General features: G+C 55.3%; 11 protein-coding genes. 6 read left to right on the top strand and 5 right to left on the bottom strand.

Annotated elements, in window-relative coordinates:
- The first annotated feature begins 425 nt into the window (after positions 1-425).
- From carA to folA, 6 genes are all read left to right on the top strand, one after another.
- On the top strand, positions 426-1,574 hold the full coding sequence (gene carA / locus BJP35_RS08110) for a glutamine-hydrolyzing carbamoyl-phosphate synthase small subunit (protein ID WP_020882556.1): 1,149 nt from the start codon (positions 426-428) through the stop codon (positions 1,572-1,574).
- 18 nt (positions 1,575-1,592) lie between these two features.
- Entirely contained in the window at positions 1,593-4,817 is a 3,225-nt protein-coding gene (gene carB, locus BJP35_RS08115; RefSeq protein ID WP_014168589.1) for a carbamoyl-phosphate synthase large subunit, read from the top strand.
- A gap of 138 nt (positions 4,818-4,955) precedes the next feature.
- Positions 4,956-5,189, top strand: coding sequence for a YgdI/YgdR family lipoprotein (locus tag BJP35_RS08120; RefSeq protein ID WP_010427047.1), 234 nt, complete (start codon positions 4,956-4,958; stop codon positions 5,187-5,189).
- A 105-nt stretch (positions 5,190-5,294) separates the two neighbouring features.
- The gene (kefF, locus tag BJP35_RS08125) at positions 5,295-5,825 is read left to right on the top strand and encodes a glutathione-regulated potassium-efflux system oxidoreductase KefF (RefSeq protein WP_020882557.1); all 531 of its coding nucleotides are present in this window, start codon (positions 5,295-5,297) and stop codon (positions 5,823-5,825) included.
- Positions 5,818-7,683 (top strand): glutathione-regulated potassium-efflux system protein KefC, encoded by a 1,866-nt coding sequence (gene kefC / locus BJP35_RS08130; protein WP_025205450.1) that lies wholly within the window; start codon positions 5,818-5,820, stop codon positions 7,681-7,683. The genes kefF and kefC overlap by 8 nt, the downstream gene beginning before the upstream one ends.
- A 114-nt stretch (positions 7,684-7,797) precedes the next feature.
- Complete coding sequence (gene folA, locus BJP35_RS08140; RefSeq protein ID WP_008502023.1) at positions 7,798-8,277, top strand: type 3 dihydrofolate reductase; 480 nt, start codon at positions 7,798-7,800, stop codon at positions 8,275-8,277.
- Positions 8,278-8,316: 39 nt separating this feature from the next.
- Here folA and apaH read toward each other — a convergent pair whose 3' ends face one another.
- From apaH to surA, 5 genes are read right to left on the bottom strand one after another with little or no spacing between them, the layout of a single operon-like run.
- Positions 8,317-9,165: a bis(5'-nucleosyl)-tetraphosphatase (symmetrical) ApaH gene (gene apaH / locus BJP35_RS08145; RefSeq protein ID WP_014168593.1), complete on the bottom strand. Its 849-nt coding sequence runs from the start codon at positions 9,163-9,165 to the stop codon at positions 8,317-8,319.
- Between the two features lie 4 nt (positions 9,166-9,169).
- On the bottom strand, positions 9,170-9,547 hold the full coding sequence (gene apaG, locus BJP35_RS08150; protein WP_014168594.1) for a Co2+/Mg2+ efflux protein ApaG: 378 nt from the start codon (positions 9,545-9,547) through the stop codon (positions 9,170-9,172).
- Positions 9,548-9,550: 3 nt separating this feature from the next.
- On the bottom strand, positions 9,551-10,372 hold the full coding sequence (gene rsmA, locus BJP35_RS08155) for a 16S rRNA (adenine(1518)-N(6)/adenine(1519)-N(6))-dimethyltransferase RsmA (protein ID WP_014168595.1): 822 nt from the start codon (positions 10,370-10,372) through the stop codon (positions 9,551-9,553).
- Positions 10,369-11,355: a 4-hydroxythreonine-4-phosphate dehydrogenase PdxA gene (pdxA, locus tag BJP35_RS08160; RefSeq protein WP_020882559.1), complete on the bottom strand. Its 987-nt coding sequence runs from the start codon at positions 11,353-11,355 to the stop codon at positions 10,369-10,371. The genes rsmA and pdxA overlap by 4 nt, the downstream gene beginning before the upstream one ends.
- Entirely contained in the window at positions 11,355-12,641 is a 1,287-nt protein-coding gene (gene surA / locus BJP35_RS08165) for a peptidylprolyl isomerase SurA (RefSeq protein WP_014168597.1), read from the bottom strand. Before surA ends, pdxA begins: the two co-directional genes overlap by 1 nt.
- Positions 12,642-12,667: the final 26 nt, after the last annotated feature.

Here is a 12,667-nt window from a genome sequence, read left to right on the forward strand (position 1 = left end):
GCAGTCGTAATGCTTTGATTGCATAGGGCAATATTTTATTGCCCTTTTATTTTATGTGTTTCATAGTAATTTTATTAATTTGCACACTAAAATTCATCTCTTCCACGTGTTTTGTGTTATCTGAATGTAAATTTTGACCGTCTGGTCCACTTTTTGATGCCACGAAGCGGTCTTTCCCATTAAACTTGCCGCGCAAGCGTTTCCCGCAGTGATTTACCTGATCTTTTTGCCGCTTAAGCTCTCCTGGCTCTCTCAGGCTCGCAAAAGAATATGACAAATCTCCGTTTTAAGTTGACTTTTAGCCACCAAATCCCCAGAATGCCGCCGTTTGCCAAAAATCCGCTGGCAACACATTTGCATTGATTCATGACGCGGTTATGAATTAATATGCAAATAAAGTGAGTGAATATTCTCTGGAGGGTGTTTTGATTAAGTCAGCGCTATTGGTTCTGGAAGACGGAACCCAGTTTATCGGTCGGGCCATAGGGGCAACGGGTTCGGCGGTTGGGGAAGTCGTTTTCAATACTTCAATGACCGGTTATCAAGAAATCCTCACTGATCCTTCCTATTCTCGCCAAATCGTTACTCTTACTTATCCTCATATCGGCAATGTCGGCACCAATGCTGCTGACGAAGAATCCTCTCAGGTACATGCGCAAGGCCTGGTCATTCGCGACCTGCCGCTGATTGCCAGCAACTACCGCAATACCGAGGACCTCTCTTCCTACCTGAAGCGCCATAACATCGTGGCGATTGCTGATATCGATACCCGTAAGCTGACGCGTCTGCTGCGCGAGAAGGGTGCACAAAACGGTTGTATCATCGCAGGAGATAACCTCGATGCAGCCCTGGCGCTGGAAAAAGCGAAAGCTTTCCCGGGTCTGAACGGCATGGACCTGGCGAAAGAAGTGACCACAGCAGAAGCCTACAGCTGGACGCAGGGAAGCTGGACGCTGGCGGGAGACCTGCCGGAAGCGAAAAAAGAGAGCGACCTGCCATTCCACGTAGTGGCGTACGATTTTGGTGCCAAGCGCAACATCCTGCGTATGCTGGTCGACCGCGGCTGCCGCCTGACGGTCGTCCCGGCGAAAACCTCTGCTGAAGAGGTACTGAAGATGAATCCGGACGGTATCTTCCTGTCCAACGGTCCTGGCGACCCGGCACCGTGCGATTACGCTATCGACGCCATCAAATCCTTCCTGGAAACCGATATCCCGGTATTCGGCATCTGTCTGGGTCATCAGCTGCTGGCGCTGGCGAGCGGTGCTAACACCGTGAAGATGAAGTTCGGTCACCACGGTGGGAACCACCCGGTGAAAGATATCGATAACAACACGGTAATGATTACGGCACAGAACCACGGCTTCGCAGTGGATGAGGCGTCAATGCCGGCTAACCTGCGCGTGACCCACAAGTCTCTGTTCGATGGCACCCTGCAGGGGATTCATCGTACCGATAAACCAGCGTTCAGCTTCCAGGGTCACCCTGAAGCCAGCCCGGGCCCGCACGATGCCGCGCCGCTGTTCGATCACTTCATCGAACTTATTGAGCAATACCGTAAGACCGCTAAATAATCAGGAGCCGAGAAGACCATGCCAAAACGTACAGACATAAAAAGCATCCTGATCCTTGGCGCTGGCCCGATTGTGATCGGCCAGGCCTGCGAATTCGACTACTCCGGTGCCCAGGCGTGTAAAGCCCTGCGCGAAGAGGGTTACCGCGTTATCCTGGTGAACTCTAACCCGGCCACCATCATGACCGACCCGGAAATGGCAGATGCAACCTACATCGAGCCGATTCACTGGGAAGTGGTACGCAAAATCATCGAAAAAGAGCGTCCGGACGCGGTTCTGCCTACCATGGGCGGCCAGACGGCGCTGAACTGCGCGCTGGAGCTGGAGCGTCAGGGCGTGCTGGAAGAGTTCGGCGTGACCATGATTGGTGCGACAGCCGACGCCATTGATAAAGCTGAAGACCGTCGTCGCTTCGACGTGGCGATGAAGAAAATCGGCCTCGACACCGCGCGTTCCGGTATCGCACATACCATGGAAGAAGCGCTGGCTGTTGCGGCTGACGTTGGTTATCCGTGCATCATCCGTCCATCCTTCACCATGGGTGGCACCGGCGGCGGTATCGCCTACAACCGCGAAGAGTTCGAAGAGATTTGTGAACGCGGTCTGGATCTCTCCCCCACCAAAGAGCTGCTGATTGATGAATCGCTGATTGGCTGGAAAGAGTACGAGATGGAAGTGGTGCGTGATAAAAACGACAACTGCATCATCGTCTGCTCCATCGAAAACTTCGATGCGATGGGTATCCACACCGGCGACTCCATCACCGTAGCGCCAGCCCAGACGCTGACCGACAAAGAGTATCAAATCATGCGTAACGCCTCGATGGCGGTACTGCGTGAAATCGGCGTAGAAACGGGTGGCTCTAACGTTCAGTTTGCGGTGAACCCGAAAAACGGTCGCCTGATTGTTATCGAAATGAACCCGCGTGTTTCTCGCTCCTCCGCGCTGGCCTCGAAAGCCACCGGCTTCCCGATTGCGAAAGTGGCCGCGAAACTGGCGGTAGGATATACCCTCGATGAGCTGATGAACGACATCACCGGTGGCCGCACTCCAGCGTCCTTCGAGCCGTCCATCGACTACGTTGTGACCAAGATCCCTCGCTTTAACTTCGAGAAGTTCGCCGGCGCAAACGACCGTCTGACCACACAGATGAAATCTGTTGGCGAAGTGATGGCGATTGGGCGTACTCAGCAGGAATCCCTGCAGAAAGCGCTGCGCGGCCTGGAAGTGGGGGCCACGGGTTTTGACCCGAAAGTGAGCCTGGAAGACCCTGAAGCGCTGACCAAAATTCGCCGCGAGCTGAAAGACGCAGGCGCAGAGCGTATCTGGTACATCGCCGATGCGTTCCGTGCGGGCCTCTCTGTTGATGGCGTGTTCAACCTGACCAACATCGACCGCTGGTTCCTGGTGCAGATTGAAGAGCTGGTACGTCTGGAAGAAAGAGTCGCGGACCTGGGCATTAATGGCCTGGACGCTGACTTCCTGCGCGTACTGAAGCGTAAAGGCTTCGCCGATGCGCGTCTGGCCAAACTGGCGGGCGTACGTGAAGCGGAAATCCGCAAGCTGCGTGACCAGTATGACCTGCACCCGGTCTACAAACGCGTGGATACCTGTGCAGCGGAGTTCGCGACCGACACCGCTTACATGTACTCCACGTATGAAGATGAGTGTGAAGCGAATCCGTCCGTCGACCGCGACAAGATTATGGTGCTGGGCGGCGGTCCTAACCGTATCGGCCAGGGCATCGAGTTTGACTACTGCTGCGTTCATGCCTCCCTGGCACTGCGCGAAGACGGTTACGAGACCATCATGGTCAACTGTAACCCGGAAACCGTGTCGACCGACTACGATACCTCCGACCGCCTCTACTTTGAGCCGGTAACGCTGGAAGATGTGCTGGAAATCGTGCGTATCGAGAAGCCTAAAGGCGTAATCGTGCAATACGGTGGCCAGACCCCACTGAAACTGGCGCGCGCGCTGGAAGCCGCTGGTGTGCCGGTAATCGGTACCAGCCCGGATGCAATCGACCGTGCAGAAGACCGTGAACGTTTCCAGCAGGCGGTTGACCGTCTGAAGCTGAAACAGCCGGCCAATGCCACCGTCACCGCTATCGAGATGGCTGTTGAGAAGGCGAAAGAGATTGGCTACCCGCTGGTGGTACGTCCTTCGTACGTGCTGGGCGGCCGCGCGATGGAAATCGTCTACGACGAAGCTGATCTGCGTCGTTACTTCCAGACGGCAGTGAGCGTGTCCAACGATGCGCCGGTTCTGCTCGACCGCTTCCTCGACGATGCCGTTGAAGTGGATGTGGATGCCATCTGTGACGGCGAAATGGTGCTGATTGGCGGTATCATGGAGCACATCGAACAGGCAGGCGTTCACTCCGGTGACTCCGCATGTTCCCTGCCAGCGTACACCCTGAGCCAGGAAATTCAGGACGTGATGCGCCAGCAGGTGCAGAAGCTGGCCTTCGAACTGCAGGTTCGCGGTCTGATGAACGTCCAGTTCGCTGTCAAAGACAACGAAGTCTACCTGATTGAAGTGAACCCGCGTGCAGCACGTACCGTACCGTTCGTCTCTAAAGCTACCGGTGTTCCGCTGGCGAAAGTGGCGGCGCGCGTGATGGCGGGCCAGACGCTGGCACAGCAGGGCGTGACGAAAGAAATTATCCCACCGTACTACTCGGTGAAAGAAGTGGTACTGCCGTTCAACAAATTCCCGGGCGTCGACCCGCTGTTAGGGCCAGAAATGCGTTCTACCGGGGAAGTGATGGGCGTGGGCCGCACCTTCGCAGAAGCGTTTGCGAAGGCGCAGTTAGGCAGTAACTCCACCATGAAAAAATCTGGCCGTGCGCTGCTCTCTGTTCGCGAAGGCGATAAAGAGCGCGTGGTTGACCTGGCGGCTAAGCTGCTGAAACAGGGCTTCGAGCTGGATGCAACCCACGGCACGGCCATTGTGCTGGGTGAAGCGGGCATTAATCCGCGTCTGGTGAACAAGGTGCATGAAGGTCGTCCGCACATTCAGGATCGCATCAAGAATGGCGAATACACCTACATCATTAACACCACCGCAGGTCGTCAGGCGATTGAAGACTCCAAGCTGATTCGCCGCAGCGCGCTGCAGTACAAAGTGCATTACGACACCACCCTGAACGGTGGTTTCGCCACCGCGATGGCACTGAACGCTGATGCCACCGAGAAGGTGATTTCCGTTCAGGAAATGCACGCTCAGATTAACAAGTAAGCCAACATACCCGGCAGTATTCGCTGCCGGGTATTATTCCCACCTTCAGAACCTTCTGGTTTTCCAACCGCATTCAGTCAGTTAGCCTAAAATGGTTAGGTCGATAACGAAATTCAACTGAGAGCAGGGGAAAACACCATGCAAAATAAACTACTGATTGCATCCGTTCTGGCTGCCACCGCCATGTTTACCGTTGCGGGCTGTTCATCTAATCAGGCAGTAAAAACCACGGATGGCCGTACGATAGTGACTGACGGTAAGCCGCAGGTCGATGATGACACCGGTCTGGTTTCCTATAAAAACGCCGAAACGGGTCAAACTGAACAGATCAACCGTGACCAGGTGAAATCCATGGGCGAACTGGATAACTAGTTCAGATTTCTGACGTTAGCCCGTCAATAATATTCACTATTAGCCTGTTGAATTACTGACTACACTCTTTTGGTAAAAGAAGGCAGTAAAACAACAGGCTAATTAATGATTCTGATAATTTACGCACATCCGTATCCGCATCACTCGCATGCAAATAAACGGATGCTTGAGCAGGTAAGGACGCTTGATAACGTAGAGATACGTTCCCTCTATCAACTTTATCCCGATTTTAATATCGATATCGCCGCCGAACAGGAGGCGCTCTCTCGTGCCGATTTAATTATCTGGCAGCATCCGATGCAATGGTACAGCACCCCTCCGCTCCTCAAACTGTGGATCGATAAAGTCTTTTCCCACGGCTGGGCGTATGGCCACAACGGTCACGCGCTTAAAGGTAAAAGCCTGATGTGGGCCGTGACCACCGGCGGGGGAGAAAGCCACTTCGATATTGGTGCTTTCCCGGGCTTTGAGGTGCTGTCACAGCCGCTGCAGGCGACGGCGCTCTATTGTGGGCTGAACTGGCTCCCTCCTTTTGCGATGCACTGTACGTTCGTTTGCGATGATGAGACGTTGCAGGCGCAGGCACGCCATTATAAACAACGGTTACTTGAGTGGCAGGAGGCGAACAATGGATAGCCATACGCTGATACAGGCGCTGATTTACCTCGGCGCGGCTGCGCTGATTGTACCCGTGGCGGTACGTCTGGGGCTGGGTTCGGTGCTGGGCTACCTGATTGCCGGCTGTGTCATTGGACCGTGGGGCTTCCGTCTGGTGACCGATGCCGAGGCGATTCTCCATTTCGCTGAGATCGGCGTCGTGCTGATGCTGTTTGTAATTGGCCTGGAGCTGGATCCCCGGCGGTTATGGAAACTGCGCGCTTCGGTATTTGGTGGGGGAGCGTTGCAGATGGTGGCCTGTGGTCTGCTGCTGGGTGGGTTCTGTATCCTGCTGGGCATGGACTGGAAAGTCGCGACTCTCATCGGCCTGACGCTGGCACTCTCCTCTACGGCCATTGCCATGCAGGCAATGAACGAGCGTAACCTGACGGTCTCTCAGATGGGGCGCAGCGCGTTTTCGGTGCTGCTGTTCCAGGATATTGCCGCCATCCCGCTGGTGGCGATGATCCCGCTGCTGGCCGCAAGCGGTGCTTCAACGACCATGGGGGCTTTTGCGCTTTCCGCGCTGAAAGTGGTTGGTGCCCTGGCGCTGGTTATTCTGCTTGGCCGCTACGTGACCCGTCCGTTGCTGCGCTTTGTCGCTCGCTCCGGCCTGCGTGAAGTTTTCAGTGCCGTTGCGCTGTTCCTGGTGTTTGGCTTTGGTCTGCTGCTCGAGGAAGCCGGCTTATCGATGGCTATGGGGGCGTTCCTGGCAGGGGTGCTGCTGGCCAGTTCTGAATATCGCCATGCGCTGGAAAGTGATATCGAGCCGTTTAAGGGATTATTGCTGGGGCTGTTTTTCATCGGCGTGGGGATGTCTATCGACTTTGGCACGCTGGTAACGCATCCGCTGCGGATCCTCATCCTGCTGGTCGGTTTCCTGGTCATTAAGATGGGCATGTTGTGGCTGATAGCGCGTCCATTAACGGTGCCTAACAAGCAGCGTCGTTGGTTTGCCGTACTGCTGGGGCAGGGGAGTGAGTTTGCATTCGTGGTCTTTGGCGCGGCGCAGATGGCCAACGTACTGGATGCTGAGTGGGCGAAAGCGCTGACGCTTGCCGTCGCACTGTCGATGGCCGCAACGCCTGTTCTGCTGGTGGTGCTGGCGCGTCTGGAAAAAACGGGGAGCGAGCAAGAACGCGAAGCCGACGAGATCGACGAGGAGCAGCCACGGGTGATCATCGCCGGGTTTGGTCGCTTCGGGCAGATCGTGGGCCGTTTGCTGTTGTCGAGCGGGGTCAAAATGGTGATCCTCGACCACGATCCCGACCATGTTGAGACCCTGCGGAAATTCGACATGAAAGTGTTTTACGGGGATGCAACGCGTGTCGATCTGCTGGAGTCCGCCGGGGCGGCGAAAGCCGAAGTGTTGATTAACGCGATCGACGATCCGGAGACCAGCATGCAGATGGTGGAGCTGGTCAAGGAGCACTTCCCCGAGCTGACCATTATCTCCCGCGCCCGCGATGTGGATCACTACATCCGGCTGCGTCAGGCAGGGGTGGAGGCGCCAGAGCGTGAAACGTTCGAAGGTGCGCTCAAGTCTGGCCGGATGGCGCTGGAAAATCTGGGGCTAGGGGCCTATGAAGCACGTGAGCGTGCGGACCTTTTCCGCCGCTTTAATACCGAGATGGTGGAAGAGATGGCGGCGATGGCGGGCAGCACGGCCACCGAGCGTGCAGCGGTGTTTAAACGCACCAGCGCGATGCTGACGGAAATCATTAACGAGGACCGCAATCACCTGTCGCTTATCCAGCGTCACGGCTGGCAGGGCACGGAAGAGGGCAAGCATACCGGCGATCCGGCGGACGAACCGGAGAGTAAACCTTCCGCGTGAAGTGGAGTTGCCAGCAATATTAAAAAATTTCTCTATCTTTACTCAGCCGCCAGTCGACGAAAGATTAAGCTTTCCGTATAGTGGCGGCAATTTTTTGCATCCGGGAAATTTTCAATGATCAGTCTGATTGCAGCGCTGGCGGTGGACCGTGTTATCGGTATGGAAAATGCCATGCCGTGGAACCTGCCTGCCGATCTCGCATGGTTTAAACGTACTACGTTAAACAAGCCGGTAGTGATGGGCCGCCTGACCTGGGAGTCGATTGGTCGTCCATTACCGGGCCGTAAAAATATCGTTATCAGTAGCCAGCCTGGCACTGACGATCGCGTCGAATGGGTGAAGTCCGTAGACGAGGCCATTGCCGCATGCGGTAATGCCGAGGAGATCATGGTGATTGGTGGTGGGCGTGTGTACGAACAGTTCCTGCCGAAAGCACAGAAGCTGTATCTGACCCACATTGATGCGGAAGTGGAAGGGGATACGCATTTCCCGGACTACGATCCTGATGAGTGGGAATCTGTCTTCAGTGAATTCCACGACGCGGATGCGCAGAACTCCCACAGCTACTGCTTCGAAATTCTGGAACGTCGCTAAGTGAATGTCCCTCTCCCGTCCGGGGGAGGGAAATCCTCATCAGGAGGCAACGGCCTCGTCTTCCCCTAAGTCCAGCTGTCGGTTGGATGGCTGAACAAAGTACGTTTTATCTTCCCAGCGCAAGCAGGTTAACTCTCCACCCCAGCAGCAGCCGGTATCGAGACCGTAGATCCCCTCCGGTGTGCCTTTTCCTTCAAGCGACGCCCAGTGGCCAAACACCACGTTATAGGCGTTGGTCACCGGACCGGGAATGGCAAACCACGGTTTAAGAGGCGCAGGTGCGCTTTCCGGTGTCTCTTTGCAATACATATCCAGCTGCCCGTTCGGGAAGCAAAAACGCATGCGGGTGAAAGCGTTCGTAATAAAGCGCAGGCGGGCCAGACCGCTAAGATCTTCGCTCCAGTGATTCGGCATATCGCCGTACATCGCGTCGAGGAAGAAAGGATACGAGTCGCTTGCCAGCACCGCTTCAACGTCACGCGCACAGGTTTTCGCCGTCTCAAGATCCCACTGAGGGGTGATCCCGGCATGCGCCATGACCAGTTTTTTCTCTTCATCGATCTGCAGCAGCGGCTGGCGGCGTAGCCAGTTGATGAGAACATCCGCGTCCGGGGCATCCAGCAAAGGCGAGAGACGATCTTTGGGTTTGTTGCGACTGATCCCGGCAAAGACGGCCAGCAAATGCAGATCGTGGTTGCCCAGTACCATGCGCACGCTGTCGCCCAGTGATTTGACGAAGCGTAGAACGTCCAGCGAGCCAGGGCCACGCGCCACTAAATCGCCCGTCAGCCAGAGCGTATCTTGTCCAGGCGTAAAGTCGACCTGTTTTAACAATGCGATCAGTTCATCGTAGCAACCGTGAACGTCGCCAATCAGATATGTAGACATTAGATTAATGAATGAGTGTTGTAACGGCGAGACGGAACACAGGAATAGCAACGCGGAACACATTGCCATCGACGTCGACCATTTCGTAATGGCCCTGCATGGTACCCAGCGGCGTTTCGATCACGGCACCGCTGGTATATTGATACTCTTCGCCAGGGTCGATGTGGGGCTGTTCACCAACCACACCTTCACCCTGAACTTCGATTTCGCGGCCGTTGCCGTTGGTGATAAGCCAGTAGCGCCCAAGCAGTTGCACAGGCATCCGCCCCAGATTGCGAATGGTCACGGTGTAAGCGAAGACAAAACGTTCTTCATCCGGTGAAGACTGGGATTCAACATAAACGCTTTGTACATGGACACATACGCGGGGCGAATCAATCATGGCTTAACTCTCCTTCGGCGGCGCATTTTCGCTGATGTAATTAGCCAGCTTGCAGTACTGTTCTACGGAAATATTTTCTGCACGCATTGCCGGGTCAATACCCAACTCAGTCAGCACTTCAACGGTAAACAGATTGCCCAGGCTGTTACGGATCGTTTTACGGCGCTGGTTAAAGGCTTCAGTAGTAATGCGGCTCAGCACGCGCAGGTCTTTCACCGGGTACGGCATTATTTTATGCGGTACAAGACGCACTACCGCAGAGTCCACTTTTGGTGGCGGCGTAAAGGCGGTTGGCGGTACTTCGAGCACCGGGATCACGTTGCAGAAATATTGCGCCATCACGCTCAAACGACCATACGCTTTACTGTTCGGCCCTGCAACCAGGCGGTTAACCACCTCTTTTTGCAACATGAAGTGCATGTCGGCAATGGCATCAGTATAGCTAAACAGGTGGAACATTAGCGGTGTGGAAATGTTGTACGGCAGGTTACCGAACACGCGCAGCGGTTGGCCCATTTTTTCCGACAGCTCACCAAAGTTCATGGTCATGGCATCCTGCTGATAAATCGTCAGCTTTGGCCCCAGGAACGGATGAGTTTGCAGGCGTGCGGCGAGATCGCGATCGAGTTCGATAACGGTCAGTTCGTCCAGGCGTTCGCCTACGGGTTCAGTCAGAGCGGCAAGACCCGGGCCGATTTCGACCATAGCCTGACCTTTCTGCGGATTAATGGCAGACACGATACTGTCGATCACGAACTGATCGTTGAGGAAGTTTTGCCCGAAGCGTTTTCGGGCTAAGTGGCCCTGATGGACTCGATTAGTCATTGAGTATTAACAATCATTTTGATGGCGAGATTAAGCGCCGTAATAAAACTGCCGACATCCGCTTTCCCCTGGCCTGCCAGATCCAGCGCAGTACCGTGGTCAACGGACGTTCGAATAAAAGGTAAACCGAGGGTGATATTCACCCCGCGGCCAAAGCCCTGGTATTTTAGCACGGGCAGGCCTTGATCGTGGTACATCGCGAGCACGGCGTCCGCATTATCCAGGTATTTTGGCTGGAAAAGGGTATCGGCAGGCAACGGCCCGCTTAAGTTCATCCCTTTTGCCCGCATTTCTTCAAGCACCGGAATAATGGTGTCGATCTCTTCGGTACCCATATGCCCGCCTTCACCGGCGTGCGGGTTCAGGCCGCAGACCAGCACATGCGGCTGTTTGATGCCGAATTTGGTTTGCAGGTCGTGATGCAGGATCCCGATGATCTCCCGTAAAAGAGACGGAGTAATGGCATCCGGAATGGCCCTGATGGGCAAATGGGTCGTCACGAGGGCAACGCGCATTGCTTCTGTCGCCAGCATCATGACCACTTTCGGGCTGTGCGAGCGCTCTTCAAAGAACTCCGTGTGCCCGGTAAACGGTATCCCCGCCTCGTTGATAACGCCTTTGTGCACGGGACCGGTGATCAGGGCGGCAAATTCGCCCTTCAGGCAACCGTCGCAGGCACGCGCCAGCGTCTCTACAACATAGTGGCCGTTTTCGGTACTGAGCTGACCCGGGATGACGGGAGTACGAAGTGGAACAGGAAGAAGCGTAAGCGTGCCGGCTTGCTGTGGTGCAGGCTGCTGGCCTTCAACGTAGGGGATGAGCGTTAAAGGCAGACCGAGCAGCGTTGCCCGGTCTTGTAACAGTGTTGCATCAGCGCAGACAACCAGTTCCACCGGCCAGCTGCGCTGGGCGAGCTGGACAACGAGGTCAGGCCCAATCCCGGCAGGTTCGCCGGGAGTGATCACAACACGATGCTGTTTCATTAGTTGCTCAGTACTTTCACATAAGCGCTGGCGCGTTGTTCCTGCATCCAGGTTGCTGCTTCTTCAGAGAACTTACGGTTAAACAGCATGCGGTAGGCTCTGTCTTTCTGCGCCGCGTCCGTTTTATCAACATTGCGGGTATCCAACAGTTCGATCAGATGCCAGCCGAAGGAGGAGTGCACCGGGGCGCTCATCTGGCCTTTGTTCAGCTTCATCAGTGCGTCACGGAACGCAGGATCGTAGATATCCGCGGCCGCCCAGCCCAGATCGCCGCCCTGATTAGCAGAGCCGGGATCCTGAGAGAACTCTTTCGCGGCATTCGCAAACGAGGTTTTTCCGCTCTTGATGTCTGCAGCAATCTGTTGCAGTTTCACGCGCGCCTGATCGTCAGTCATGATAGGTGACGGCTTGAGGAGAATATGGCGAGCGTGAACTTCGGTAACCGAAATGTTCTGACTCTGACCGCGCAGATCGTTCACTTTCAGGATGTGGAAGCCCACGCCTGAACGAATGGGACCCACGATGTCACCTTTCTTCGCCGTGCTCAGCGCCTGGGCAAAGATGGAAGGCAGCTCCTGGATACGTCCCCAGCCCATCTGGCCGCCTTTCAGCGCCTGTTGGTCAGCGGAGTAGGTGATGGCCAGTTTGCCAAAGTCACCGCCGTTACGTGCCTGCTCGACAATCGAACGCGCCTGGCTTTCAGCTTCCGCAGCCTGGTCGGAGGTTGGGTTCTCTGGCAGCGGGATCAGAATGTGGCTCAGGTTCAGTTCGGTGCTGGCGTCGTTCTGGTTACCCACCTGTTTTGCCAGCGCGTCCACTTCCTGAGGCAGGATCGTGACGCGACGACGGACTTCATTGTTACGTACTTCCGAAATCAGCATCTCTTTACGGATCTGATTACGGTACGTTGCATAGCTGATGCCATCATAGGCCAGACGGCTGCGCATCTGGTCCAGGCTCATGTTGTTCTGTTTCGCGATGTTAGCAATGGCCTGATCGAGCTGCTCGTCAGTGACCTTCACACCCATTTTCTGACCCATTTGCAGGACAATCTGATCCATGATCAGACGTTCCAGGATCTGGTGGCGCAGGGTAGCGTCATCCGGAAGTTGCTGACCTGCTTCACCCGAATTGAGCTTCACAGATTTCATCAAACCGTCAACGTCGCTTTCGAGCACGACGCCGTTGTTAACCACAGCGGCGACCTTATCAACAACCTGGGGGGCCGCGAAGCTGGTATTCGCAACCATAGCGACACCGAGCAGCAGCGTTTTCCAGTTCTTCATACTTTTTCCATTTCAATTAACCGCAA

Origin of the sequence: Enterobacter sp. J49, from assembly GCF_002148625.1 — a bacterium.
In the GTDB taxonomy this organism is placed as follows: domain Bacteria; phylum Pseudomonadota; class Gammaproteobacteria; order Enterobacterales; family Enterobacteriaceae; genus Enterobacter; species Enterobacter ludwigii.